Consider the following 25,369-nt stretch of genomic DNA (forward strand, 5'->3'; position numbering starts at 1 on the left):
GTGTTTCGCAAGGCGCGGTTTGACGCATCGGGCGGCGGCTGCTATCGCCATCCGCCGCCAAGGAGATCCCATGACCCATTACACCGATGCGCTGATCCAGCTTGGCGCCAAGACTGACCTGCCTGCAAGTCCCGAGGAAGCCGTTCTTGAACGGGTGCCGAACCCGCAGGCGGGCGAGATCTATGTCGTGCGCTTCACCCAGCCGGAGTTCACCAGCCTGTGCCCGATCACGGGCCAGCCGGATTTCGCGCATCTGGTGATCGACTATGTTCCCGGCGACTGGCTGGTCGAATCGAAGTCGCTGAAGCTTTACCTCGGCAGCTTCCGCAACCACGGCGCCTTCCACGAGGATTGCACGGTGGGCATCGGCAAGCGGCTAGTTGACACCATCGCGCCCCAATGGCTGCGGATCGGCGGTTACTGGTATCCGCGCGGGGGCATGCCCATCGACGTGTTCTGGCAGACCGGGGCGGCGCCTGCGGGGTTGTGGCTGCCCGACCAGGGTGTCGCGGGCTATCGCGGACGCGGCTAGCGCAGGTTCCGCCAGATCATCATCGCGGCGTCCGACAGATCGCCCGCCCGTGCCAGCAGATGTTCGCGTTCCAGGCCCGGCCCTGGCTGGGCGCGGTCCAGCCGGTCCAGCAGGCGCAGGATGCGGCGGCGATGGGTGCCGGTCACGACCTGCACCGGATCGGCCACCAGTCCTGCGAAGGTCGTGACCAGCGATCCGATCACCGCAAGCGCCACCCCGGTCAGGATCACCTCCCACGGGGACAGCTCGACCGGGAAGGCCCAGTACCAGGCGCGGCCCAGCCAGTCGCCCAGCAGGAAGTCGCTGACGGCGGTCGAATGCGCGCGCATCTCGGCCAGCGGCCCGGCCAGCGAGATCACGCCGGGTGTGGCGCGGTTGAACAGCAGCCAGCCCGAGACCAGAACGATGACCGAGGTCGTGATCTCGGACACGGCGTTGCGGGTCTCGGCCATGGCGGCGGCGGCCTGGCGGGTGAGGGCAAGCGGGGCAGTGGGGCCGATGCCCTGCGCGTCCAGGTCGGCCACCAGGGCCTCCAGGTCGGTCTGGATCACCCGGCCCATGTCCGAGGGCAGGAAGACCCGGCGCGCCGAAAGCCAGGCGCCCGCGCGGCGCAGGCCCAGCCGGGGCAGCGCCCAACCCACCAGCCGCGTCAGAAGAAAGACCGGCGACAGCATCACGTTGACCGGCGCGCGCAGCAGGTCCCACCCAAGCGCGGCGCGGTGCAGACGCAGCGTGCCGCGCGGCCCGTATCGGTCGCGGACAAAGCGCGACACGGCGGCGCGGCGCCGGGCCAGGGCATCGTCGGTCAGGGTTGCGGGCACGCGGGCGGCTTTCTATAGAGGGCGGCATGGAATTTCTGGCGTTCGGACCCCGAATTAGCAACCCGGTGGCGTGAGGTTTCGCGCCGCCGGGTCGCCGCTTGTCCGAACCCCCGACCGCCTCTCATGCCCTCGAAGGATGCCCCGATGGCCGCCGATACCCCCGCTACGACCGATGCCCCCGACTACCGCGACACCGTTTTCCTGCCGCAGACCGAGTTTCCGATGCGCGCCGGCCTGCCGCAGCGCGAGCCCGAATGGCTGGCCCGCTGGGACCGCATCGGCATCTATGACCGCCTGCGCGAACGGGCTGAAGGCCGTGCGCCCTTCATCCTGCATGACGGGCCTCCCTATGCGAATGGCCACCTGCATATCGGTCACGCGCTGAACAAGACCATCAAGGACATCATCGTGCGCAGCCACCAGATGATGGGCCGCGATGCGCGATATGTTCCCGGCTGGGATTGCCACGGGTTGCCGATCGAATGGAAGATCGAGGAGAAATACCGGGCGGAGGGCCGCGACAAGGACGCCGTGGACGTGGTCGAGTTCCGCCAGGAGTGCCGCCGCTTTGCCGATGAATGGATCGACATCCAGCGGCAGGAATTCAAGCGCCTTGGCATCACCGGCAAGTGGGACGATCCCTATCTGACGATGGATTTCCACGCCGAGGCCGTGATCGCGGCCGAGTTCATGAAGCTGGTGATGAACGGCGCGCTGTATCAGGGGTCCAAGCCCGTGATGTGGTCGCCGGTGGAAAAGACCGCCTTGGCCGAGGCCGAGGTGGAATACAAAGACCACACCAGCCATACGATCTGGGTGCGGTTTGGAGTGACTTTCGGTGTTCAAGCGACCGATGTTGAGATTGCTCCACTCCACTCTGGAGAGGCAAAAATTGGTGGCGTGCCATATGGTCTTGAAGCCCGTACTAGCGTGGTGATCTGGACCACGACGCCTTGGACCATCCCGCAGAACCGTGCCGTGGCCTATAACCCGGCGATTGCCTATGGCCTTTACGAGGTCGGGACCGTGGCCGAGAATGCGACGGCGCAGCCGGGCGAGAAGCTGGTGCTGGCCGATGCCCTGGCGGAAAGCGTCATGAAAGCCGCGAAGGTCGAGGAGTTTGCCCGCCTGCGCGACGTGCCGGCTGACGAACTTGCAGGCGTGACCCTTGCGCATCCGTTCCGTGGCATCGAAGGCGCCAATGGCGAATGGGACTATGACGTGCCCCTCCTCCCCGGCGATCACGTCACCGACGATGCCGGCACGGGCTTCGTCCACACCGCGCCCAGCCACGGCGACGACGACTATCAGCTTGGCCTGCGCTTCAAGCTGCCGATGACCTACAACGTCGAACCCGACGGCAGCTACCGCACCGACCTGCCGCTGTTCGGGGGCCAGGCGATCATCGACGCGGATGGCAAGGACGGCCCGGCCAATGTCAGCGTCATCAAGCAGCTGGCCTATGCGGGCGCGCTGCTGGCCAAGGGGAAGATCAAGCACTCCTATCCGCACAGCTGGCGGTCCAAGGCGCCGCTGATCTATCGCAACACGCCGCAATGGTTTGCGGCCATCGACAAGCCGCTGGCTGACGGCATGGGCGCGCATGGCGACACGATCCGCACGCGGGCGCTGAACAGCATCGACAAGCTGGTGAAATGGTGGCCGCAGACCGGGCGGAACCGGATCCATTCGATGGTGGAAAACCGCCCCGACTGGGTGCTGTCGCGCCAGAGGGCCTGGGGCGTGCCGCTGACCTGCTTCGTGCGGCGCGGCGCCAAGCCCACCGACGACGACTTCCTGCTGCGCGACCAGCGGGTCAACGACCGCATCATTGCCGCGTTTGAGGCCGAGGGCGCCGATGTCTGGTATCGCGACGGCTTCAAGGCGCAGGTGCTGGACGGCATCGTGAACCCCGACGATTACGATCAGGTCATGGACGTGCTGGACGTGTGGTTCGATTCCGGCTCGACCCATGCTTTCGTGCTGCGCGACCGGGCGGATGGGGCGCCCGACGGGATCGCCGACGTGTACCTGGAAGGCACCGACCAGCATCGCGGCTGGTTCCAGTCCTCGCTGTTGCAGGGCTGCGCGACCAAGGGCCGCGCGCCCTATCGCAACGTGGTCACGCATGGCTTCACGCTCGACGAGAAGGGCATGAAGATGTCCAAGTCCCTGGGCAACACCATCGTCCCCGCCAAGGTGATCGAGCAATACGGCGCCGATATCCTGCGCCTGTGGGTGGCGCAGGCGGATTATACCGCCGACCAGAGGATCGGGCCGGAAATCCTGAAAGGGACCGCCGACAGCTATCGCCGGCTGCGCAACACGCTGCGCTTCCTGCTGGGGGCGCTGGATGGGTTCACGGATGCCGAGAAGGTCGAACCGGCGCAGATGCCCGAACTGGAACAGTGGATCCTGCACCGGCTCGCGCAGCTGGATCACGCGGTGCGCAAGGGCTATGACCAGTTCGATTTCCAGGGCGTGTTCCAGACGCTGTTCCAGTTCTGCACGGTCGATCTGTCGGCCTTCTATTTCGACATCCGCAAGGATTCGCTTTACTGCGATGCCCCCACCGACCCGCGCCGCCGGGCCGCGCGGACGGTGCTGGACATCCTGTTCCACCGCCTTGTCACCTGGCTGGCCCCGATCCTGCCGTTTACGACCGAGGACGTGTGGCTGTCGCGCTTCCCGTCTTACGAGGACAGCGTGCATCTGCAAGACTTCCCGGTGACGCCTGCCGACTGGCTGAACGAACCGCTGGCGGTCAAGTGGGACCATGTCCGCCGCGCCCGCCGCGTGGTCACCGCCGCGCTGGAGGTGAAGCGGACCGACAAGACCATCGGCGCCAGCCTGGAAGCTGCGCCGGTCATCCATGTCGAGGACCGCGAGATGCTGGCTGCGCTGAAATCGGTGGCCTTCGCGGATGTCTGCATCACCTCGGACCTGTCGCTGACCGCCGATCCGGCCCCGGCCGAGGCCTTCCGCATGGCCGAAACCCCCGGCATCGGCGTGGTCTTCGAGATTGCCGAGGGCGAGAAATGCCAGCGCTGCTGGAAGATCCTGCCGGACGTGGGCACGCACAGGCATCCGGGCGTCTGCGCTCGCTGCGATGAGGTTCTGTCATGACTGATTACCGGCCCGCCGACACCCGTTACGATCGGATGCAATACCGCCGCTGCGGCCAGTCAGGGATGATGCTGCCGGCGATCAGCCTGGGCCTGTGGCACAATTTCGGCCATGACACGCCCCACGATACCAAGCGCGACATCTGCCGAACCGCGTTCGACCTGGGGATCACGCATTTCGACCTGGCCAACAACTATGGCCCGCCCCCCGGCAGCGCCGAGGAAGCCTTTGGAGAGATCCTGCGCAGCGATTTCGCGGGCCACCGGGACGAACTGGTCATCAGCAGCAAGGCGGGCTGGCGCATGTGGCCCGGCCCCTATGGCGAATTCGGCAGCCGCAAATACCTGATTGCCTCGTGCGATCAATCCTTGAAGCGGATGGGCCTCGACTATGTCGATATCTTCTATTCGCACCGCTTCGACCCGGACACGCCCTTGGAGGAAACCATGGGCGCGCTGGACCACATCGTGCGGTCGGGCCGGGCCCTGTATGTCGGCATCAGCAGCTACAACAGCGCGCGGACCCGAGAGGCGGCGGAAATCCTGCGCGACCTGGGCACGCCCTGCCTGATCCACCAGCCCTCCTACAACATGCTGAATCGCTGGATCGAGCGGGACGGGCTGCTGGACACGCTGGAACACGAAGGCATGGGCAGCATCGTCTTCACGCCGCTGGCGCAAGGGATGTTGACCGGCAAATACCTCAAGGGCATTCCCGCCGACAGCCGGGCGGCGCAGGGCAAGTCGCTGGCGCCGGACTGGCTGACCGATGACCTGATCCAACGGCTGAACGGTCTGAACGACTTGGCGGCGGAACGCGGACAGACGCTGGCGCAAATGGCGGTGGCCTGGACGCTGCGCGACAGCCGCGTGACCAGTGCGCTGATCGGTGCATCGCGCGCGTCTCAGGTCGCAGATTGCGTGGGCGCATTGGACCGGCTGGACTTCACCGCCGAGGAACTGGCGCGCATCGACGAGTTGTCGGCAGGCGGCGATGTGAACATCTGGCGCGGCTCGACCGAGGACGCGGGCGAGCGGTGACAGACAGCGCGTCCCGATCATGCTAGGCTGGCCTTGGACAGCAAGGGGATCGCCATGCCCGTGGTCAGCGTCAGCCTGATGAACCTGCCGGGGACCGAGGCCGCCCTGGGCTGGGCCGGCAGCCATTGCATCATCGCCGACCGGCCCGAAGGCAAGGCGGGCGGCATGGGCCTTGGCTTCAACGGCGCGCAACTGCTGGCGCTGGCCATCGGCGGCTGTTTCTGCAACGACCTGCGCTACATTGCGCACCGGCGCGGGGTGGCGATCGCCTCGGTCGCGGTGAAGGTGCATCTGGCGATGGAGGGCGATCCGCTGATCGCCACAGGGGCCGAGATGGTGGTGCAATGCACCATGGAGGACGGTTCCGACCCGCAATCCCTGATCGACGAGGCCAGGGACAGCTCGATGGTCGGCTGTTCGCTGCCGCGCGGCATACCTGTTGCGGTGTCGGTGGGGCAGGGTGGCTAGTCCCACCACCAGCCGTTCTTCTTCAGCGCCTGCCGGATCGGCTTTTCCCTTGGCGGCAGCCCGCCCGCGAACAGCGGGCGCACCTTGTCGCGGCCCTTGCCCTGGTAGATTAGCTTCTTCGCCGGCTCCCAGTCCTTCAGCCGCCGCTTGATGCGATTGGGCGCGGCTGCAGCCTCCAGCACCTCCAGAACCGCGTCGGGTTCGCGCGCATAGAGCAGCGGCAGCTTGCGGTAATGGCAGGTGACGGCGCCATCAAGGCCCGCCAGCGCGGGGCCGGGACGCCCGCCGTCCAGGCTGTGGATCACCAAGGGCAGAATCACCTGGTCCAGCCAGGGATCGAGGCTCTGGCAGGCCAGTTCCTCGGGTGGGTCGCCTTGCACCGACAAGGCCCAGTCCAGGAAGCGTTGGCCAAAGACGGCCGGATCGGGACCGAAGAACCAGCCCGCGTTGAAATACAGGTATCGTTCCCAATGCTCGTCAGGCCGCAACAGGTCCAGCGAGGAGGCGAAATCCAGGCCGAAACGGTCGTAGAGCGATTTCCAGATGGCTCCATAGCCGGGTCCGTAAAGCGGCGGTTCGGGCCAGGTCCCCTCGCGCCGCATGGACGCGGCAGGGGGGCGGTCGAAAGGCACCTGGTCCAGCGGCCCCACAATCAGCGTGTCGGTGTCGAAAAAGGCGAAGGGCTGGTCCGGGGGCAGGACTGATAGCGCCTCGATCTTGTTGCCGTAAGGGTAGGCCGCGCCGAAATGGCGGGCGGTGAAGGGCAGGATCTGGGCACCCAGGCTTTCGAGAACGCCGCGCGTGTCATCGCCCATCAGCGTGTCGTGCCCCGCCCAGGCGCCATCAGGACGCGGCTCGGCCACGATCAGGCGGCCCGCGAAATCGGGTGCCGAATGGCGCAGGCTGGCGGCGAAGATAATCGCCTCGAATTCCAGCCGCCCGGCCTGGGCCACGATCAGCAGGTTCGGCGCGGCCATCAGCCCGCCAGCAAGTCGAAGACGGTTTCCTTGGGGCGGCACAGCCGCGCGTCCTTCGGCCCGAAGACCACCGGGCGTTCGATCAGCGCCGGGTGTTTCGCCATGGCCGTGATCAGCGCATCGTCGGACAGCGCGGGATCGTCCAGGCCCAGGTCGTCATGGGGCGTGTTCCTGCGCCGCAGCAGGGCGCGCGGCGCGATCGCCAGCCGATCCAGCGCATCGCGCAGTTCGCTGGTCGAAGGCGGCTGGGCCAGATAGTCGCGCACCTCCACATCCACCCCGGCCTCCTGCAAGGCTTGCAGGACGAAGCGCGAGGTCGAGCATTTCGGGTTGTGCCAGATGGTATAGTCAGCCATGGACGCAGCCCTAGCGCGCGCTGTCGGGGATGGGAAGCGCGCTGGTCGCCTTGATTTCCTCCATCGACAGAAGGGCGGTGACGTTGTGGATCTTCACCTCGCCGATCAGCGACTGGTAGAAGCGGTCATAGGCGCGGGCGTTTCGCACCTGCACCTTCAGGATATAGTCGATGTCGCCTGCCAGCCGGTGCGCCTCGATCACCTCGGGGCGTTCCCGCAGGGCTTTCAGGAACCGCGCGGCCCAAGTCTTGTCATGTTCGCTGGTGCGGATCAGCACGAAGAAACAGGCTTCCAGCCCAAGCGCCTCGGGGTCCAGAATCGCCACCTGGCGGCGGATCACGCCGGCTTCGCGCAGTTTGCGGATCCGGTTCCAGACCGGGGTCTTGGACGCCCCCACGCGATCGGCGATCTGGTCCAGCGACAGGCTTGCATCCTCTTGCAGCAGGGACAGGATTTTGCGATCCACCTCGTCCAGGCGGAAATTGGTTTTCGGCGAACCCGAAATCTGTGGAAGCTGTTCCGTCATGTTTGACCATAGGGGCTGAATGTCCTTATTTTCCCGACCCTATCGTAAAGATCCAGAACAAAATTCTATATTGGACAGACCAATCCGAAAGGGTCCGATCATGAGCAAAGCCTTCGTCCCGACGGCCGCGAAACCCGGCGTCATCACCGCAAACGATCTGCGCGAAGGCCATAACGTATGGATGTGCGAGGACGGCTGGACCGCCGATCCCGCGCAGGCGATCCTGTTCGAGGACGAAGCCATCGCCGATCTGGCGCTGCTGAAGGCGGTGGGCCAATCGAACATCGTCGTCGGCCCCTATCTGGTCGAGGCGCGGCGCGGTCCCAACGGCCCCGAGCCTACCCATTTCCGCGAGGCCTTCCGGCAGCGCGGGCCGTCCAACTATTTCCACGGCATCCAGACCCTGAAGCAAGCCAAGCAGTCCGAGGCCAGCAATGTTTGACGTCCGTCCCGTCGATACCGACTATGTGCGCCACCGTGCGGCCCAGTTCCGCGCCCAGGTCGAACGTCGCCTGGACGGAAGCCTGACCGAGGACGAATTCCGGCCCCTGCGCCTGATGAACGGCGTCTATCTGCAACTGCACGCCTATATGCTGCGGATCGCCATTCCCTATGGCACGATCAGCCCCGACCAGATGCGGATGCTGGCCCATCTGGCCGAAACCTATGACAAGGGCTACGGCCACTGGACCACCCGCCAGAACATCCAGTTCAACTGGCCCAAGCTGGTGGACATCCCCGACATGCTGGACAAGCTTGCATCCGTCGGGATGCACGCGATCCAGACGTCCGGCAACACGATCCGCAACGTCACGACCGACGCCTTCGCAGGCGCGGCTGCCGACGAATGGATGGACCCGCGCCCCTATGCGGAACTGCTGCGCAGCTGGTCCACCGACCATGCGGAATTCCAGTTCCTGCCGCGCAAGTTCAAGATCGCCATCACTGGCGCCGCGCGCGACCGCGCCCTGGTCGCGGCCCATGACATCGGGCTTCGTCTGATCCAGCGTGACGGCCAGACCGGCTTCGAAGTCTGGGTCGGCGGCGGCCTTGGCCGCACGCCCATGCTGGGCAAGGTGATCCGCGACTTCCTGCCCGAAGGCGACCTGCTGGCCTATATCGAGGCGATCATCTCGACCTACAACCTGTCGGGACGGCGCGACAACAAGTACAAGGCCCGCATCAAGATCACCGTGCACGAGCGCGGCCTGGATGTCTTCAAGGCCGAGGTCGAGGAGGAATTCCAGAACCGCCGCCGCGATTTCCACGGCGCCGACCGCGAGGCGCTGGCGATCTTCCGCGACCGCTTCGCCGCGCCCGCCTTCCGCAACGGCCCGACCGATGGCTATGAGGCAGAGAGGGCGAAGAACGGCGCGTTCCGCAGCTGGACCGACACCAACCTGCATGCCCACAAGGTGGATGGCTATGCCAGCGTGATCGTCACCTTCAAGACGCATGGCGAGACGCCGGGCGATGCCAGCGCTGAGCAGATGCGCCTGCTGGCCGAATTGGCGGAACAGTATGGACATGCCGACCTGCGCATCAGCCACGACCAGAACGTCGTGCTGCCCCATGTCCACAAGTCGGACCTGCCGGCCGTCTATGCGGCGTTGCAAAAGGCGGGGCTGGCCACTGCCAACGCGGGCCTGACCAGCGACATCATCGCCTGCCCGGGCATGGACTATTGCACGCTGGCCACCGCCCGGTCGATCCCCATCGCCCAGGAAATCGCGACGCATTTCAAGGATGCGGGCCTTGAGGACGAGATCGGCAAGCTGAACATCCGTATCTCGGGCTGCATCAACGCCTGCGGGCATCACCACCTCGGCCATATCGGCATCCTGGGCCTGGACCGGGCAGGGGTGGAAAACTATCAGATCACCCTGGGCGGCGACGGATACGACATCCCGGCCATCGGTGAACGCGCGGGCGCGGGTTTCCCCTATGACCAGGTCGTGCCCGCCATCGACCGGCTGCTGCGCGCCTATCTGGAGGTGCGGCAGGACGCGTCCGAACGCTTCATCGACGCCTATCGCCGTCTTGGTCCTGCCCCCTTCAAGGCCGCGCTCTATCCCGAGCCTGCCGATGCTTGACGGGAACCTCGACATGCGGGCGGGGCGGCTGAACGACCGCTATCGCCACCATGCCGCGACCGAGGTTCTGCGCCGTGCCGTGACCGACCCCGACCTGGGGCGGGTGGCGCTGGTGTCGTCCTTCGGCGCGGAATCGGTGGTGCTGCTGCACATGGTCAGCCGCGCGGCGCCGGGCCTGCCGGTGCTGTTCATCGACACGCAGATGCTGTTCCCCGAAACGCTGGACTATCAGCGCGAGGTTTCGGCCAGGCTGGGCCTGACCAACGTGCAGGTGATCCGGGCTGCCGAAACGGATGTGGCCCGCCAGGATCCCGATGGCACGCTGCACCGCTTCGACGCCAATACCTGCTGCGACCTGCGCAAGACGGTGCCGCTGGAACGCGCGCTTTCGGGCTATGACGCCTGGATCACGGGCCGCAAGCGGTTCCAGAACAACGACCGCGCCGCGCTCGAGTTCTTCGAGCCCGAGCCTCCCTCGCGCCTGCGCATCAACCCGCTGGCCCATTGGCGGGCCGAGGATGTGCAGGAATACATGGTCGAGAACAATCTGCCGCGTCATCCGTTGGTCGCGCGCGGCTATCCGTCCATCGGCTGCGCGCCCTGCACATCCCCCGTCAAGCCGGGCGAGGATCCCCGTGCGGGGCGCTGGCGGGGCAGCGACAAGACCGAATGCGGCATCCACTTCATTGGCGGCAAGATCGTCCGCGGAAAGGTTCCGGCATGAGCGAAAGACTGAACAGCGAACGCGTCATCGCGCGCGACGACGGCTTTCATCCCCTGACCGAGGAAGCGCGCGTCGTGCTGGCCCCCGACACGCCGTTAGAGGAACTGACCGATCATCTGCATCGCGACCTGATCGCCATCGACTTTCCGGCCTTCAACGATGGGCGCGGCTTTTCCCTGGCCCGCCGGTTGCGCGAACTGGGCTATACCGGCCGGTTGCGCGCGGCGGGGCGCCTGATCGCCGACCAATATGCCATGGCCCGCCGCGTGGGCTTTGACGAAGTCGAGGTCGCCCCCGACATCGCCGCCCGCCAGCCCGCCGAACAATGGGTCGCGCGCGCCGATTGGCGGGACTTCGATCATCGCGCCAAGCTGGCAGGCTAGGGGTTTCGCCCCGCTGCCCCATAGACTAGAACACGCAGGACTTCCCATGACCCTGGACATTCCCGTGGCCGACGCCGCCCCCCAGCCCACCCCCAAGACGCTGCCCGACGCGCAGACCGTCACCGCAGTCAAGCACTGGACCGACAGTTTGTTTTCGTTCCGCGTGACGCGCCCCGCGTCGCTGCGTTTCCGGTCGGGCGAATTCGTGATGATCGGCCTTCTGGGCGACAACGGCAAGCCCCTGCTGCGCGCCTATTCCATCGCAAGCCCCAACTGGGACGAGGAACTGGAATTCTATTCCATCAAGGTGCCGGACGGCCCGCTGACCTCGAAGCTGCAGCACATCCAGCCGGGGGATCAGATCATCCTGCGCCCGAAGCCCGTGGGCACGCTGGTGCTGGACGCGCTACTGCCGGGCAAGCGGCTGTGGTTCCTGGCGACGGGCACCGGCATTGCGCCCTTCGCGTCGCTGATGCGCGACCCGGAAACCTATGAACGCTACGAGCAGGTCGTGATGATGCACACCTGCCGCACGGCCGACGAACTGGCCTATGGCCGCGAACTGGTCGAGAACCTGAAGCACGATCCCCTGCTGGGCGAGATCTATGGCGAGGATTTCGCCAACCGGCTGGTCTATTACCCCACCACCACGCGCGAGGAATCGCCGCGGATGGGCCGGATCACGGACAACATGACCTCGGGCAAGGTGTTCACGGATCTGGGCCTGCCGCCGATCAGCCCGGAAACCGACCGCGCGATGGTCTGCGGCAGCCTGGCCTTCAACATCGACGTTAAGGCGGTGCTGGAAGGATTTGGCCTGCGCGAAGGGGCGAATTCGGATCCGAAGGAATTCGTGGTCGAGAAGGCTTTCGTGGGCGACGGCGTCTGAAGGAAGGCTGGCAAGACAGGGAAAGGGCGCGGCAGGACCGCGCCCTTTCTTGTTGGGACATTCCGCCGATCACGCCCTGGTCACGCGCATGTTTGGAACCGGGATCTTGGCCTGCCGGTTATTCCGGCAACAGATGATCCGTTCGAGGGAGAGGAGTCCCCATGCGCCGCATGATCAACAACACCACCGCCATCGCCGCCTGTCTGTCGCTGCTGGTGCCGCATGCCGCACTGGCACAAGGCGCGCCTGCCGGTGGCGAACAGCCGCCGGTGCCGCCGGTCCAGGAACAGCCCGCGCCGCAAGCCGCCGATCCGGCCGCCGAACCGCAACAGCCCCCTGCGGCTGCCCAGGCGGAACCCACGGCAGAGCCTGCCGCCCGGGCCGAACCACAGCCGGAACCTGCACCGGAAGCCGCTGCCCCCGCGGCAGAACCGCAACCCGAACCCGCACCGGCCGAGGCACCCGCCGAAGCGGCCCCTGAATCGGCCGAACAGGCCGTCCCCGAACCCGCACCTGCCGAAGTCCCGGAAGCCGCGCAGGCCCCTGAACCGGCAGCCGAGCCTCAGCCTGAACCCCAGGCAGCCGAAGCCCCGGCCGAGCCGGAGGAACGGCCCGAGCCTGCCCAGCGGGAACAGCAGCAAGAACGTCCTGCACAGGCCGAAAAGCGTCCTGCCGACCAGGAAGGCAAGCCGCAGCGCGCCCAGGAACGCGCCGCACGTCAGGCGGACCAGGAGGAGGCAACCCGTCAGGGTCAGGCCGAACGTCCTGCCGCCGCAGCCCGGCAGCAACAGCAGGAGCCGCCGGCACAAGCCGACACGGCACGGCAGCAGGAACAGCAACGCCCCGCCGCTGCCGCCCGCGACCAACAGGCCGAACGCCCGCAGACCGCCCCTGCAGAGGCCGATCCCCTGCGCGAGGCACTGGAGGCCGAACGGAACGACGGCCAACAGCCTGCCGCCCCCGCGAACGACCCGGCCCGGACCCAGGCCCAGAATGCCCCTGCCGCCGCCGATGCCCCTGACGAAGACGAACTGCGCGATGCCCTGACCCGCGACCAGGCGTCCCCGCCCGCCGCGGCAGGCCAGGCAGCAGCCGAGGGTCAGGCCCAGCCTCCGGCCGCAGCCTCACAACCCGCAGAGGCCCCCCAGGCCAATGCTCCTGGATCCGGCGCCCCTGTGACCGACGCAGCCCGGCAGGCTGCGCAGGAAACCGCCGCCCCCACCGCAGCGGCCCTGAACGAGGATCGGCAGGGCGAGGTCGTCGAACAGCAGATCACCGAGGAAAACAGCCGCTCCTCGGACGAGGATTTCGCGACCAGCTTGCGCGAAGCCTTGGCCCCGCAGGCGGAACAGCCGGCTGCGCAAGCAAATGAGACTGCGCAAGGGAATGATGATGACGATGACAACGACCTGGCTAAGGCGCTGCTGCTGGGCCTGGGCGCTGTCGCCGTGGGGACCTATCTGAACAACAATCGCCAGGTTGCGCTGTCCGCCCCAGACCGGGTGGTCGTGACCCATCCCGATGGCAGCCAGCAGCTGATCAAGGATGAGGTCGCGCTGCTGCGCCAGCCCGGATCGACCGTGACGACGGAAAACTTCGACGACGGCTCGTCGCGCACGGTCGTGACCCGCAGCGACGGCAGCCGCGTCGTGACCATCCGTGACGCCGACTTGCGGGTGCTGCGGCGCACGCTGGTATCGGCCGACGGCACGCAGACCCGGCTTATCGACGACACCGCCCCGGTTGAGCCGGTGGATGTCGCGACCCTGCCCCAACCCGCGCCAGTCGCACCCACCGGCGCCTTCCAGGACGAGGCCGCGCTCCGCGAAGCCTTGCAGAGCGAGGTCGATATCGACCGCCGCTTTACCCTGGGCCAGGTCCGCACCATTCCCGAAGTGCGCGCGCTGGTTCCGCCGGTGACGATCGACGCCATCACCTTCGACACGGGTTCGGCGGCGATTTCCCCGGATCAGGCACGGCAGCTTTCGACCCTGGGCAACGTCATCCAGGATGCGATCGCCCAGAACCCGCGCGAGATGTTTCTGATCGAAGGCCATACCGACACGGTCGGCGCGGATGCTGCCAACCTTGCCCTGTCGGACCGCCGGGCGGAGTCGGTCGCCCTGGCGCTGACCGAGTATTTCGACGTACCGCCGGAAAACATGGTCGTGCAGGGTTACGGCGAACAATTTCCGCAAGTCCGACAGGAAGGCGATGTCCGCGAAAACCGCCGCGCGGCGGTCAGGCGGATCACCGGCCTGTTGCAGACGGCGGAAGCGCAGTGACGATAAAGGCCCCGGCGATTGCCGGGGCCTTTTCGTTACAGATGGCGGGGAAACTCTATCTTGGGGCATCGGTCCTGGATGACCGTGATGCCCCTTGCCTGTGCCTTGGCGGCGGCGGCGTCATTACGGATGCCCAGTTGCAACCAGATCGACTTCAAGTCGGGAAGATGAGCCAGAGCATCATCCACGATGGGACCGACCGCTTCAGACCGGCGGAAGATGTCAACCATTTCCACATGCGCCGATTTCGGAATATCCGCCAGGCTTGCATAGACGGTCTCGCCCAGGATCGTGCCGCCGGCGTGTCCGGGATTGACCGGGATGACCCGGAAGCCATTGGCTTGCAAATAGCGGGCCACGCCCCAGCTTGGCCGCAGCTCGTTGGGCGAGAGCCCGACGACCGCCACGATCCTTACGGTGCGGGCAATGCGTGCAATATCCTCATCGTCCTTGAAATCGACTTCCATGACGGGCCTCCCCTCCTCGTCCAAAAGTTGTAGAACCCTCGCATAGAAAAGGCGCCCGGTCCAGAAGTCTGGCCGGGCGCAAGTCGCGGAACGAGGGACAGTGATCTGAACATGACGGTTCCGAGGTCATGTTCCAAATGGTAAATGGGCAACACCCTGGAAAAGTTCCAGAGATATCGCAATTTCGTGATGGAAAGAGCGGCCCGGATCTTACCGGGTTTTCCAGCTTTCCTGCGCGCGTGCCAGGATGTCGTGGGGGGCTTGCTGCAGCTTGCGCGCGGACCCCTGCGACCCGACAAGATATAGTGTATCACCGATCACGACGAAGTGTCGAGCGTCACCCTGCACACGCCGTCCTTCTGCAAGGGCGACAGGGCACAACCCGCCGAAAGCCGGGGCAAAGCTGCGGGGATCGGCTTCGAAGCGGTTGCGGTTCTCCTCGGACGCGAAATGCCAAAGCTGGCCTTTCCACAGCGTCGAAATGTCGCGCCTTCCGGGAACGGGCTGACCACTTTCCAGAAAGCCGACAGCATCGAATCCGTCAATGGCCCAGTCCTGGGCAAGGGCCGGCAGAACAGGCGCCGAAGTCAGGATCAGCGAGAGAAGCAGCGTTTTCATGAGTCAGGCGTTTCTTGGCAGCAGGATGCCTAATTGGCACCGCTGGCCCTGATTCTCAACGCTGCGGCGAAAAATGTCGCAGCGATGTGATCCCTATGCCATGCTGGCCGCATACAGCGCGACCGCCGCCGCGTTCGATACGTTGAGCGATCCGAAGTCGGCGGCAAAGGGGATGCGCGCGACATGGTCGCAGCTTTTCATGGTCAGCTCGCGCATTCCCGGTCCCTCGGCCCCCAGGACCAGGCACACGGCCCGGCCGGGCAGCCTGCCCAGCAGGTCGGGCAGGGCGGTCGTCCCGGTTCCGTCCAGGCCGATCAGGATGAAGCCCATGCCCTTCAGTTGCGACAAGGCCTCGGCCAGGTTCGGCACGCGCAGATAGGGCTGCCGTTCCAGGGCGCCCGATGCTGTCTTGGCCAGGGCGCCCGTTTCGGGTGCGGAATGGCGTGCGGGGGCGATGACCGCGCGTGCGCCGAACACCTCGGCCGATCGCAGGATGGCGCCGATGTTGTGGGGGTCGGTCACGCGGTCAAGCGCCACCAGCAGGGGCCGCCTTTCGCCCGCGGCCTCGCGCAGGACCACATCGCTGAGACCGCCCCATTTCAGGGGCTTCACCTCCAGCGCGGCGCCCTGGTGGACGCTGTCGGGGGCCAGCGGCACCGCCTTTCCGAAGACGCGGGGATCGGTGATCTCGGGCGTCAGGCCATGCAGGTCGCCCAGCCGGTCCACCGCATTGGGCGTCACCACCAGCCGCAGCTTTTCGCGCCGGGGATTGGCCAGGGCATCGCGCACCGCGTGCAGCCCGAACAACCACACGGTTTCCGCCGCAGCCGCGCGGCGGGCGCGTTCCTTGTCGATCACCCAGGTGGGTTTCTTGGATTTTCCCGGTCGCTCGGTCATGCGCGGATCCTTTCGGCTGGCCCCTTCATCGCGCGGGATGCGTACCGGGCGCAAGGCCCCGAAATCCGCTTGACGCCCCGTGTCCCGCCCGCTAATGACCCCCCACGCCGATTGGCTCGGCGGGCGACGTGCTGCAAGGTGCGGCAGCGGACTGTAACTCCGCCGGGGAGACCCATGCCTGGTTCGATTCCAGGGTCGCCCACCACTTCCCCTGGTAATTCATTTCACGACCTGCCCAGCCTGCGGGTCAGGATCGAAGGCTGTCCAAAGGGATGGTCTTGCCGAAGCCTTCCTTCTTGGGGAACATCTGCCTGACATCGGCGTCCGAGGGTGACTTATCGGCCAGGGCCTTGCGCGCCTCGAAGATCGCGATTTCCTTCTTGATCGCCAGCACTCGGACCAAGATGCGGGGAATCTTCACCGCTTCCAGCGTGGCGACCACGGTAAACAGCAGCGCCAGCGATTGCAGGCCCCGCCGCGCCGCGTCGGGAATCTCGGTTGGGGCATAGGGCAGCCGCCAGCCGATATCGGGGACGACCGCAATCACCATCAGCAGCGCCACGACAACCGCGACAAGGCCCAGGATGGAAAACAGGGTATGGACAGCGCGCGTCAATTCCTGCGCCAGTTCATCGATCTTCATGACCGAACGCCCCGCCGACGACAGGCTGCCGATCACCAGGGAAACCGTCGGAAGGATGCTGGCCGACACCAGCCCCAGAAAGGTCACGAGCATCCGCGACGGATCGCCGATCAGAAGCGCCGGCGGCAGGATTGCGCCGGCTGCCAGGCCTGCGGTCAGTGCAACAACTCTTGGCCCTCGAAGCGGCAATCTATCTTCCCGGCAGCGGCCCATTCCCTCAGGGCCTCGACGATCCGAAGCATAGCATCGGTCGGATCAAGAAGCGATCCTTCCGTTGCGATGTCCTTCACCACCGAGAGCTTGACCATGCCGCCCTGTTCCCGTCCGTCGCCATGCAGGCCCAGATCGGCGGGATCGAGGTTCCGCAGCGCCTCCTCGACCGCCGCCCTGGGAATGCGGACCTTGTGGCGCCGGTCCTTGATGAAGACCTTCAGCAGCCCTTCGACCCGGCCTCCCTCTGGCACCTCGGCCTCGAGCCGGGCGAGCGCATCGTCCTGCCAGCCCATCATGCGCAGCATGTCGAAGACCGTCGCCCCTTCGTCGCGGGCCTCGCCCGCAAGGCGGGTGAACAGATCCCCGCACTGCGGGCTGCGATACCGCGGGCGGGCGGACAGGGTCAGGTCGCTGAACTCGGTAAGCCCCTTCTCCCCGGACGCCAGGAACCTTGCCAGAAGGATGATGCGTTCTTCCCCGCCCAGTTCGCCTGCCTGCCGAAGCAGGGCCGTAAGATAGCGTTCCAGCATGGCCGCCTTGACCGCCGTGCTTTCGATCAGGCCGACATGGTTCTGGTTGACCGCGAAATACAGCACCCCTTTGACAACCCGCGCGCCCCGCCCGATATCGACGTTCTGGACCAGGAATTCGTCTGTATCGTCGTCCAGCGACTGCAACACCGCCTGGATATCCGCCCCGGCCTTGACATGGATGATCTGGCCGCAAAAGACCGGCCCGTCCCAGGTGGGGGGCGAGGATACCTTGTTCAGGACGACATGGCTGCCATCCCCGTCCAGGTCGATCGCCCTCAGCCGCGCGTTCTCTCCGATCAGGTGATTCTCGGCCCGGCGGCGCAGGACATCGACCAGCGTTGCCTTCAGGTCCATTCCCCGCAACGCGCCATCCGCCCTGGCTTCCCGGTATTGAATGGTCGCCCGTTTCAGCAATGCACTGCTCCTGGTTGTTCGAAGGACAGTATTGCACGTCGAGAAAGTGAACGAAACAAGAACATTTGCGAAGGGTGATCACTTTGTCACTCGTGCCGGATGCCAGGTGATACCTGGAAGGTCCGGCCCGGCCGTCCAGGCCGCCCGCCACCTGGAGAACGCATGAAGCCCCCAGAAAAGCCCCATGTCCTGATCGCCTATCCCTTGCGCCCCCGTGTCATGGAGATGCTGGAGGCCTGCAATAGCCTGCACCGTCTTGACCAGGCCGCACCGCGATGGTGGTGAAACGGGCAGGTCGCGGTCGAGGCGTAGCCTGCCCGCGATGAAGCTGGTCGAATGCGACACCTCGTCCGTTCGGGCGATTGGGCCGCAAGGGGATGTTCCCACGTCGATTGCGCGCAAGCGCGCGGGCCCGGATCTCCCGGATCGATTGTTTGGATTACTTCATTGATTTCTTTGAATAATGAATTTGCGGAAACAAACCCCTGCTCCCTATGCTGAACAAGGCAAACAGGATGAGATCAAGGGTCATGCGGACTGCTGAACTTGAGCCACGTTTGGGACCTGCCGACAGACAAGGGGCTTTGGTGCTGGGTGGTGGCCAGATCGTCCGCGACGATGGCAGCGTCGTTCGGAACGATATCCTGATCGAAGGTAACGGACGCATCGCGGCGATCGGTCCCGACCTGCCGCTGCCGCCCGACGCAAACCGCTGGGACATGGCGGGAACGCTGATTTCGGCGGGTTTTGTGGACATGCACCAGCATCTGGACAAGACCGGGGTGCTGCGCTTCACGCCGAACCCGTCGGGCACATTGCAAGGGGCACGGGAAGCCTTTGCGAAATATGCCCGGACGGCCGGACCGGAAGACATCACCCGCCGCGCGACCCGGACGATGGGGCGCTGCCTGTCGCGGGGGACCACCGCGATCCGCAGCCATGTCAACGTGGACAAGGACGCCCGCTTCAACGGGATCGAGGCCCTGGCACGGCTGCGCGACGAATGGGCCGACCGGCTGACGCTGCAACTGGTGGCCTTCATGACCCCGCATCCGGGGCAGGATTTCGACTGTCTGACCGAAAATATCGACGCGGCGCTGGCCATCGGGGATGTCGTCGGCGGAACGCCCGCGGTCAGCGAGGATCCGGCGCGCTATATCGACATCCTGTTCGCTGCGGCGGCGCGGGCGGACAAGCCGGTCGATCTGCATCTGGACGAACATCTGGATCCCGCGCGGGTCCATTTCGATGCCGCGCTGGATTGCGTGGAACGCTATGGGATGCAGGGCAGGACGGTGTTCAGCCACATCTCGGTCCTCAGCGCGATGCCGCGCGCGGATGCAAGGCGCATCATGGACCGCATGATCGAACTGGATGTCGGCGCGGTCACGCTGCCTGCGGCGAACCTTTATCTGCAAGCCCGCGATCACGAGACGCTGCCGCCGCGCGGATTGACGCGGGTGGCCGAACTGATGCGCGAGGGCGTGGCGGTCGCCACCGCCTCGGACAATATCCAGGATCCCTTCGTGCCGACAGGATCGGGCGACATGCTGGAAATCGCCCGGTGGACCCTGCTGGCAGGCCACCTGATGGCGGACGAACTGGCCGACGCTTATCGGATGATCACCTCGGTTCCCGCGCGGCTGATGGGGCTGGGTGGCGATCACGGGATCAAGGTCGGCGCCTGGGCCGACCTGGTGCTAACCGACTGTATCGACACGGAAACCCTGGTGGCCGGGGGCGCGGACCGGATGCGGGTCCTGTCGCGGGGCCGGCTGGTTTCCGAAACCTCGGCCCGGCTGGCCGATCCAGAACCCGCCCGGGTGGCCTGCGCGCCGTAAGGGGCGCCGGCCTGCATCACGACCGGGCATCACCCCGCTGACAGGAGTATGACGATGGAAATGCGTGTATTTCGAAATACGGCGCTGAAAAGAGCCAGGCCTTTGGCCCTTGCCGGGATGCTTTCGGCAGGCGCGCCTGGGCCGAGGAATTCAAGATGGGGCTTCTGGTTCCCGGCAGCGTATCCGAGGAAGGCTGGAACCGCATCGGCTACAACGCGCTGAAGGGCGTCGAGGAACAGCTTGGCGCGCAGATCAGCTATATCGAGCTTCAGCAGAACCCGGCCTCGTTCGAGAAGGCCTTCTATGACTATGCCAGCCAAGGCTATCAGGTGATCCTGGGCCACGGGTTCGAGTTCCAGGACGCGGCGCTGAGCGTGGCCGAGGATTACCCGGACACGATCTTCCTGATCTCGTCCAGCGACATCCACGAGGGCAATGTGATCGGGCTGAACACCGACGCCAGCCAGCCGTTCTACCTGATGGGCTTCGTCGCGGCGAAGATGGGCAAGAAGGCCGGGCTTGTCGGCGGCATGGAAATCCCGCCGATCCAGCAGGCTTTCGCGGGCTTCAAGGCGGGCGCCCGCAGCGTCGATCCCGATTTCCCGATCAGCGAGGCCTATATCGGCAACTTCACCGACACCACCGCCGCCAAGGAAGCCGCGCTCAGCATGATCGCGCAAGGGGCGGATTTCGTGGTGCCGAATGCCTCGGGCGCCACGGTGGGCGGATACCAGGCGATCGCGGAAGCGGGTCCTGACGTCAAGACCTTCAGCATCTTCAGCGACTTCACCCAAGTCGCGCCCCAAAACATCCTGGGCCTTTACGTGGCGGATTATGCGCAGGGCGTGGTGGATGTCGTTAGCGCGATCCGGGAAGGCACCAGCCGGAATCGAATGTCGTCTTCGGGCTGAAGGATCCGAACGTCATCAAGTTCAGCTTTCGCGAAGACGGTCCCGCGCCCGTTCCCGCCGAGCTGCAGGCCGAGGTGACCGAGGTCGCGGCCCGTATCGCCTCGGGCGAGATCCAGACCTATAGCCAGTAATGGGATCCCGCCGCGATCCCCGCGCAGGGGTCGCGGTGGATCAGGGGAGAAGGTCCATGAGCATGACACAGATCGAACGGGACGGAGAAGGCCTCGCCTCGACGCCCGCGTCCCGGCGGATCGGCCGGGCCTTGAGGGCCGCGGCCCTGGCCATCGCGCGGCCTGCCGCCGCCGTTGCCTCGGCGCTTGTCTTCGGCGCGGCGCTGCTGGCGCTGAGCGGGTTCAACGGTCGGATGTCTTCACCGTGATGATCCTGGGCGTCTTCCAGGACTTCCGTTCGGTGACCGAGATCCTGCTGAAGGCCGTGCCCCTGATCCTGATCGGCGCCGGGCTTTGCGTGGCCTTTCGCTGCTCGATGTGGAACATCGGGGCCGAAGGACAGCTTTATGTCGGTGCCATCGCCGCGACCCTGGTGGGCGTCAGCTTCGAAGGCCTGACACCCTGGCTTTATGTCCCGGGGGTCCTGATCGCGGGTGCGGTCGGCGGCGCCTTCTGGGCCGGGATTGCAGGCTGGCTGAAGGTGCGCTTCCACGCCAGCGAGATCGTAACCACGATCATGCTGAACCTGCCGGTCGATTCCGGGCGGGTGATCCTGCGGGGAGAGGATGTTACAGGCATGGATCAGGCCCGGATCAACACACGCGGTTTTGCCCATGTCCCCGAGGACCGGCACAAGATGGGCATCCTTCTGCCCCTGACCCTGGCCGAGAATGCCATCCTGCACACCCACGACCGGCCCCCCTTTGCCGCCCGCGGGATGCTGCAACGCCGCCGGATCGCCCGGCACACGCGCGACCTGATCGCGCGCTTCCGCATCAAGACCCCGGACGAGACGCAGGCGATCGGCAACCTGTCGGGGGGAAACCAGCAGAAGCTGGTCGCGGCCCGCGAATTGGCGCGCGACCCCGACTTCATCCTGGTCAGCCAGTTGACCCGCGGCATCGACATCGGCGCGATCGAGTTCATTCTCCAGGAAATGCTCAGGCAGCGCGACAAGGGCAGGGCGATCCTGCTGATCTCGACCGAGTTCGAGGAACTGTTCGCCGTTTGCGACCGCATCCTGATGATGGCGGGCAAGAAGCAACCGCCCGGCGCAGCCGGGGCGGTGATGCACCATCCCGCCGGGGCGATGTCGGCTTGACCGCGGAAATGGCACCAGACGGATCCTTCGGGCGTGGTCCGGGGCGATCATGAACATCACCCTGCGCCAGGTCCGGGCTTTCATCGCGGTCGCCAATCTGGGGCGCTTCAACGTGGCGGCCAACAGCCTTGGTCTGACCCAGTCCGCCGTCAGCATCCTGATCCGCGAACTGGAAACGGAAATGGGCGTTCGGCTGTTCGACCGCCATACCCGCATGGCCAGCCTGACCAGCACGGGCCAGGAGTTCCTGCCCCAGGCCCGCAAGGTTCTGGAGGATCTGGACCGGGCCACGCGGGGCATCCGCGACCGCGCCACGCTGAAATGCGGGCAGGTGACGGTCGCGGCGGCCATCGTGCTGGCGGCCACCATCGTGCCGCCGCTTCTGGCGCAATTCCTGGAACAGCACCCCGGCATGACCGTGAAGCTGCACGACATGGCCGAGGAACGGATCCGCGTCGCCCTGAAGCGCAACGAGGTGGACATCGCCATCGGAACCCTGCTGGACGATGATCCAGAGATCATGACCACCCCCGTCGCCACCGACCGCCTGATGGTCACATGCCGCGCGGATCATTCCTTCGCGCAGCGCGAACAGGTCCGGTGGGAGGAATTGGCCGCAGAACGGTTGATCGTCCTGGCGCCCGAAAACCCCCTGCGCGACATCGTCGAACGCACCATGATCCGCGTCGCGCCGAATTTCCGCCCCAGCTACGAGGTGGGCTTTTCATCGACGGCGATCAGCATGATCTCGGCCGGGATGGGGATTTCCGTCCTGCCCGAGAATTCGCAGCAACTGGCCCCGGCCGTCCAGGTCCGCAAGGTCGAACTGGTAGAGCCGCGGGTCACGCGCGTGATTGCCGTCCTTCAGCACCGCTATCGCAGCCTGTCCCCCGCCGCGGAACGGCTGCGCGAGATGATCCTGGCGAATGCCGCGGCCATCCGTGCCTTCCACGCCGACGCCACGCCGCCACCCGCGCTTGCCTGACGCCGCATCAGGCAGGACCCGACAGATCGCCGGGCCGGTCGATGTCATGGGCAGTCCGCGTATCGATGGGGATCAGCCGATCCCGGGGCAGCGTCGCCAGAAATTCCCGCGCGCCCTGGTCCCCCTCGAACCGGCCAAGGGCCTTGCCGAAATCACCCGCCGCGATATGGGCGGGCGGCATCCGCCTGTCGCCCTGCACGCAGGCGCAGCTTTCCCCTGACGTCAGCAGCCGCCGCAACAGCGCGGCCGAAACGTTGGGCATGTCGCCCAGGCAGATCAGCAGGCCATCCGCGCCTGCAACCCTGGCTTGGCGCAAGGCAAGGCCGAACGATGCCGACATCGGCAGGCCGGACGGCAGGGTATGCAACACGAAATCGTCCGGCAGGACGGCACCGACCGCTGGCGACGAGATCACCGCGCCCAGCCTGTCGCAGCCCGATTGCATCAAGGCCTCGGCCGCCCAGGTGATCAGCGGCCGCCCCTGCCAAGGCGCAACCAGCTTGTCGTCTGCCCCGAAGCGCAGCGACTGGCCAGCCGCCAGGATCATGCCCAGGCGCATCAGGGCGTCGGGGCCACGACCGGATCGCCGGCGGCCATCACCACCTCGGCCAGGACCGAGATCGCCAGAAGCCGGGGGTCGCGCGACGACGGGATCAGCCCGATGGGGCCGCGCACCCGTTCCAGAAGATCGGGCGGCACGCCCATCCGGGCCAGATGCTCCAACCGGGCGGTCTGGGTTGCGCGGCTGCCCTGGGCCCCGATGTAGAAGGCCGGGCGGTCCAGAAGCGCGCGCAGGATCTGGGGTTCGTAATCGTGGTCATGATAGAACAGCAGCGCCGCGCACCGGTCGTCAGGGACAAGTTCCTTGAAATCCGGCATCGGACCCAGGCGGCGGACGGTGCAGCCCATCGCCTGGGCTGCGTCCAGGTTGCGATCCTCGTGCGACAGAAGCACATGGTCATAGCCCATGGATTTCACCAGATCCGCAAAGACGGCCGCCTCGGCCCCCGCACCGAAGATCACGAATCGGATGGGCGCCTTGAAGGGGATGATGACACCGCCTGCTGCGCCCCTTTCTGCCGCATCAAGGGCCAGGCGGCCGTCTGGCGACAGCCTCAGCGACACGGGGCGCCGGTCGGCGCGGCTGCGGGACAGTTCTGCCAGCAGATCGAGGTCGTTGACCCGGAACAGCATCACCTCGATCGCGCCGCCGCAGGGCAGGCGCAGGTCGATGAAGGGCGATCCCTGGCCATAGCGCAGGTGCAGCGGCCTGCCGTCGGCGCGGACACGCTGGGCCTGCAGGATCAGGTCGGCCTCGATGCAGCCGGACGTGAGCGTGCCTGCGAAGCGGCCATCCGGCGCGATCGCCATGGCCGTCCCGGGATTGCGATACGCGGGACCATGGGTGGCGGTCAGGACCGCCATGACCGTGCCCGGCCCCGCCGCCAGGGCTGCCTCCCACGGATCCAGAAGGGCAGGATGGCTGCAGGCCTGCGAATCCGTCTGGGCAGGGCTGGGTTGCAGGTCCATGGCACGATCTTTCATTGTGGAGGACGCAAGAACATTGTTGACAATCTTTCGGCGCAATAGCAAGCTGAGAATTGTTGACAATCTGGCGTGATATGAACCAGGCACATTTTCCCATCACCGCCCACGGGGTTGAGGCTGACGAACCGCGCAAGAGCGGCGCCGAGGCCGAGGAGCGCGTCATGCGGCTGATCAATGACGCCATCCAGCAGCATCGTGTTCAGCCCGGCGACCGGCTGGTCGAACGCGAACTGTCGGCCGGTGCGCAGGCGAACCGGCAGGCGGTGCGCAATGCCTTGGCCCGGATGGCCCAGGCCGGTCTGGTGAACCTGACACCCAACCGGGGCGCGACCGTGGTGCAGTATTCGCCGGAAACCACGCGCCAGATCATGCATGCGCGGATCGTCAACGAAGGCGCGGCCCTGGTCGCCCTGGCAGGACGTCTGGACGACGGGGGCCGCGACCGGCTGGAAGGCATCCTGCGCCAGGAAGCAGCGGCCTATGACGAAGGCCGCATCATCGAGGGGCGGCACCATTCGCGCGCGTTTCATGCGGCGTTCACCGAACTGGCCGGCAACGTCATGATGTCGCGCTTCGTGAGCGAACTGATCGCCTGCCAGCCGCTGCTGGGGATGCGCAATTCCGGGCGGCAGTCCAGCTTTTCGGGCGTCATCGCCCATACCAGAACCCTTGCGGCCCTGCTGCGTGGCGACGGGCACGAGGCCGAATCCGTGAATACCCAGCTTCTTCTGGCGCTTGAGCGTGAATTCCTGCGCGAAAGCACGGCGGACCCCGCCTGAGAAGAGGCTCGGAAACCAGATATCCCGG

Annotated in this window: 28 protein-coding genes and 1 tRNA gene; 18 read left to right on the top strand and 11 right to left on the bottom strand. The window is 66.0% G+C overall.

The features are described from left to right. Nucleotides 1–70 precede the first annotated feature (70 nt). On the top strand, nucleotides 71–532 hold the full coding sequence (gene queF / locus RAH32_RS11305) for a preQ(1) synthase (RefSeq protein ID WP_306608041.1): 462 nt from the start codon (nucleotides 71–73) through the stop codon (nucleotides 530–532). Here the strand turns inward: queF and RAH32_RS11310 are convergent. Beyond that, nucleotides 529–1,353: a DUF6635 family protein gene (locus RAH32_RS11310; RefSeq protein WP_306608042.1), complete on the bottom strand. Its 825-nt coding sequence runs from the start codon at nucleotides 1,351–1,353 to the stop codon at nucleotides 529–531. The genes queF and RAH32_RS11310 overlap by 4 nt on opposite strands. Nucleotides 1,354–1,497: 144 nt before the next feature. On the opposite strand from RAH32_RS11310, the gene ileS reads away from it, so the two are divergent. The 3 genes from ileS to RAH32_RS11325 are packed head-to-tail and all read left to right on the top strand — an operon-like array spanning nucleotide 1,498 to nucleotide 5,987. Continuing rightward, nucleotides 1,498–4,479, top strand: coding sequence for an isoleucine--tRNA ligase (gene ileS, locus RAH32_RS11315; protein ID WP_306608043.1), 2,982 nt, complete (start codon nucleotides 1,498–1,500; stop codon nucleotides 4,477–4,479). Continuing rightward, nucleotides 4,476–5,519 (top strand): L-glyceraldehyde 3-phosphate reductase, encoded by a 1,044-nt coding sequence (gene mgrA, locus RAH32_RS11320; RefSeq protein ID WP_306608044.1) that lies wholly within the window; start codon nucleotides 4,476–4,478, stop codon nucleotides 5,517–5,519. The genes ileS and mgrA overlap by 4 nt, the downstream gene beginning before the upstream one ends. A 54-nt stretch (nucleotides 5,520–5,573) precedes the next feature. Next, nucleotides 5,574–5,987, top strand: a complete 414-nt coding sequence (locus RAH32_RS11325; RefSeq protein ID WP_306608045.1) for an OsmC family protein — start codon at nucleotides 5,574–5,576, stop codon at nucleotides 5,985–5,987. Here RAH32_RS11325 and RAH32_RS11330 read toward each other — a convergent pair. The 3 genes from RAH32_RS11330 to RAH32_RS11340 are packed head-to-tail and all read right to left on the bottom strand — an operon-like array spanning nucleotide 5,984 to nucleotide 7,846. Continuing rightward, nucleotides 5,984–6,964 (bottom strand): hypothetical protein, encoded by a 981-nt coding sequence (locus RAH32_RS11330; RefSeq protein ID WP_306608046.1) that lies wholly within the window; start codon nucleotides 6,962–6,964, stop codon nucleotides 5,984–5,986. The two genes, RAH32_RS11325 and RAH32_RS11330, sit on opposite strands and share 4 nt — an antisense overlap. Beyond that, nucleotides 6,964–7,320: an arsenate reductase (glutaredoxin) gene (gene arsC, locus RAH32_RS11335; RefSeq protein ID WP_306608047.1), complete on the bottom strand. Its 357-nt coding sequence runs from the start codon at nucleotides 7,318–7,320 to the stop codon at nucleotides 6,964–6,966. The genes RAH32_RS11330 and arsC overlap by 1 nt, the downstream gene beginning before the upstream one ends. 10 nt (nucleotides 7,321–7,330) lie before the next feature. Then, a complete protein-coding gene (locus RAH32_RS11340) occupies nucleotides 7,331–7,846 on the bottom strand; it encodes an Lrp/AsnC family transcriptional regulator (RefSeq protein WP_306608048.1) in 516 nt (171 codons plus the stop codon). Nucleotides 7,847–7,946: 100 nt separating this feature from the next. Between RAH32_RS11340 and RAH32_RS11345 the strand changes: the two genes are divergently transcribed. The 6 genes from RAH32_RS11345 to RAH32_RS11370 all read left to right on the top strand — a co-directional run bounded on the left by RAH32_RS11345 (nucleotide 7,947) and on the right by RAH32_RS11370 (nucleotide 14,220). After that, a complete protein-coding gene (locus RAH32_RS11345; protein ID WP_306608049.1) occupies nucleotides 7,947–8,288 on the top strand; it encodes a DUF2849 domain-containing protein in 342 nt (113 codons plus the stop codon). Next, on the top strand, nucleotides 8,281–9,939 hold the full coding sequence (locus tag RAH32_RS11350; RefSeq protein WP_306608050.1) for a nitrite/sulfite reductase: 1,659 nt from the start codon (nucleotides 8,281–8,283) through the stop codon (nucleotides 9,937–9,939). The genes RAH32_RS11345 and RAH32_RS11350 overlap by 8 nt, the downstream gene beginning before the upstream one ends. Next, on the top strand, nucleotides 9,932–10,663 hold the full coding sequence (locus RAH32_RS11355; RefSeq protein WP_306608051.1) for a phosphoadenylyl-sulfate reductase: 732 nt from the start codon (nucleotides 9,932–9,934) through the stop codon (nucleotides 10,661–10,663). The genes RAH32_RS11350 and RAH32_RS11355 overlap by 8 nt, the downstream gene beginning before the upstream one ends. Beyond that, nucleotides 10,660–11,046 (top strand): DUF934 domain-containing protein, encoded by a 387-nt coding sequence (locus RAH32_RS11360; RefSeq protein WP_306608052.1) that lies wholly within the window; start codon nucleotides 10,660–10,662, stop codon nucleotides 11,044–11,046. Before RAH32_RS11355 ends, RAH32_RS11360 begins: the two co-directional genes overlap by 4 nt. Nucleotides 11,047–11,092: 46 nt before the next feature. Then, nucleotides 11,093–11,935, top strand: a complete 843-nt coding sequence (locus RAH32_RS11365; protein ID WP_306608053.1) for a ferredoxin--NADP reductase — start codon at nucleotides 11,093–11,095, stop codon at nucleotides 11,933–11,935. Between the two features lie 161 nt (nucleotides 11,936–12,096). Further along, the gene (locus RAH32_RS11370) at nucleotides 12,097–14,220 is read left to right on the top strand and encodes an OmpA family protein (protein ID WP_306608054.1); all 2,124 of its coding nucleotides are present in this window, start codon (nucleotides 12,097–12,099) and stop codon (nucleotides 14,218–14,220) included. A gap of 35 nt (nucleotides 14,221–14,255) precedes the next feature. Here the strand turns inward: RAH32_RS11370 and RAH32_RS11375 are convergent, their stop codons facing one another. The 3 genes from RAH32_RS11375 to rlmB all read right to left on the bottom strand — a co-directional run bounded on the left by RAH32_RS11375 (nucleotide 14,256) and on the right by rlmB (nucleotide 16,202). After that, entirely contained in the window at nucleotides 14,256–14,687 is a 432-nt protein-coding gene (locus RAH32_RS11375; RefSeq protein WP_306608055.1) for a CoA-binding protein, read from the bottom strand. 210 nt (nucleotides 14,688–14,897) lie between these two features. Then, on the bottom strand, nucleotides 14,898–15,305 hold the full coding sequence (locus tag RAH32_RS11380; protein ID WP_306608056.1) for a YHS domain-containing (seleno)protein: 408 nt from the start codon (nucleotides 15,303–15,305) through the stop codon (nucleotides 14,898–14,900). Nucleotides 15,306–15,398: 93 nt separating this feature from the next. Then, nucleotides 15,399–16,202 carry a 23S rRNA (guanosine(2251)-2'-O)-methyltransferase RlmB gene (rlmB, locus tag RAH32_RS11385; protein WP_306608057.1) on the bottom strand — a complete coding sequence of 268 codons (804 nt, stop codon included), beginning with the start codon at nucleotides 16,200–16,202 and terminating at the stop codon, nucleotides 15,399–15,401. A gap of 121 nt (nucleotides 16,203–16,323) precedes the next feature. On the opposite strand from rlmB, the gene RAH32_RS11390 reads away from it, so the two are divergent. After that, a tRNA-Tyr gene (locus tag RAH32_RS11390) sits at nucleotides 16,324–16,407 on the top strand. A gap of 42 nt (nucleotides 16,408–16,449) precedes the next feature. Here the strand turns inward: RAH32_RS11390 and RAH32_RS11395 are convergent. Beyond that, complete coding sequence (locus tag RAH32_RS11395) at nucleotides 16,450–16,932, bottom strand: hypothetical protein (protein ID WP_306608058.1); 483 nt, start codon at nucleotides 16,930–16,932, stop codon at nucleotides 16,450–16,452. Nucleotides 16,933–17,000: 68 nt separating this feature from the next. Next, complete coding sequence (locus RAH32_RS11400) at nucleotides 17,001–17,945, bottom strand: hypothetical protein (RefSeq protein ID WP_306608059.1); 945 nt, start codon at nucleotides 17,943–17,945, stop codon at nucleotides 17,001–17,003. A gap of 222 nt (nucleotides 17,946–18,167) precedes the next feature. On the opposite strand from RAH32_RS11400, the gene RAH32_RS11405 reads away from it, so the two are divergent. From RAH32_RS11405 to RAH32_RS11430, 6 genes are all read left to right on the top strand, one after another. Continuing rightward, nucleotides 18,168–18,290, top strand: coding sequence for a hypothetical protein (locus RAH32_RS11405; protein ID WP_306608060.1), 123 nt, complete (start codon nucleotides 18,168–18,170; stop codon nucleotides 18,288–18,290). A 302-nt stretch (nucleotides 18,291–18,592) separates the two neighbouring features. After that, the gene (locus RAH32_RS11410; protein WP_306608061.1) at nucleotides 18,593–19,846 is read left to right on the top strand and encodes an amidohydrolase family protein; all 1,254 of its coding nucleotides are present in this window, start codon (nucleotides 18,593–18,595) and stop codon (nucleotides 19,844–19,846) included. 155 nt (nucleotides 19,847–20,001) lie between these two features. Beyond that, nucleotides 20,002–20,757, top strand: coding sequence for a BMP family protein (locus RAH32_RS11415; protein WP_306608062.1), 756 nt, complete (start codon nucleotides 20,002–20,004; stop codon nucleotides 20,755–20,757). A gap of 193 nt (nucleotides 20,758–20,950) precedes the next feature. Further along, on the top strand, nucleotides 20,951–21,136 hold the full coding sequence (locus RAH32_RS11420) for a hypothetical protein (protein ID WP_306608063.1): 186 nt from the start codon (nucleotides 20,951–20,953) through the stop codon (nucleotides 21,134–21,136). Further along, nucleotides 21,136–22,029, top strand: a complete 894-nt coding sequence (locus tag RAH32_RS11425; RefSeq protein ID WP_306608204.1) for an ABC transporter permease subunit — start codon at nucleotides 21,136–21,138, stop codon at nucleotides 22,027–22,029. Before RAH32_RS11420 ends, RAH32_RS11425 begins: the two co-directional genes overlap by 1 nt. Before the next feature lie 49 nt (nucleotides 22,030–22,078). Further along, complete coding sequence (locus tag RAH32_RS11430) at nucleotides 22,079–23,014, top strand: LysR family transcriptional regulator (RefSeq protein ID WP_306608064.1); 936 nt, start codon at nucleotides 22,079–22,081, stop codon at nucleotides 23,012–23,014. Nucleotides 23,015–23,021: 7 nt separating this feature from the next. On the opposite strand, the gene RAH32_RS11435 is transcribed toward RAH32_RS11430, so the two are convergent. Together RAH32_RS11435 and RAH32_RS11440 are read right to left on the bottom strand one after the other, a co-directional pair. Next, nucleotides 23,022–23,573, bottom strand: a complete 552-nt coding sequence (locus tag RAH32_RS11435) for a nucleotidyltransferase family protein (protein ID WP_306608065.1) — start codon at nucleotides 23,571–23,573, stop codon at nucleotides 23,022–23,024. Beyond that, nucleotides 23,573–24,544 (bottom strand): XdhC family protein, encoded by a 972-nt coding sequence (locus tag RAH32_RS11440; RefSeq protein ID WP_306608066.1) that lies wholly within the window; start codon nucleotides 24,542–24,544, stop codon nucleotides 23,573–23,575. Before RAH32_RS11440 ends, RAH32_RS11435 begins: the two co-directional genes overlap by 1 nt. 92 nt (nucleotides 24,545–24,636) lie before the next feature. Here RAH32_RS11440 and RAH32_RS11445 point away from each other — a divergent pair, with 92 nt between their 5' ends. After that, nucleotides 24,637–25,341 carry a GntR family transcriptional regulator gene (locus RAH32_RS11445; protein ID WP_306608067.1) on the top strand — a complete coding sequence of 235 codons (705 nt, stop codon included), beginning with the start codon at nucleotides 24,637–24,639 and terminating at the stop codon, nucleotides 25,339–25,341. The last annotated feature ends 28 nt before the right edge of the window (nucleotides 25,342–25,369 follow it).

It is taken from the genome of Paracoccus yibinensis (assembly GCF_030846195.1).
In the GTDB taxonomy this organism is placed as follows: domain Bacteria; phylum Pseudomonadota; class Alphaproteobacteria; order Rhodobacterales; family Rhodobacteraceae; genus Paracoccus; species Paracoccus yibinensis.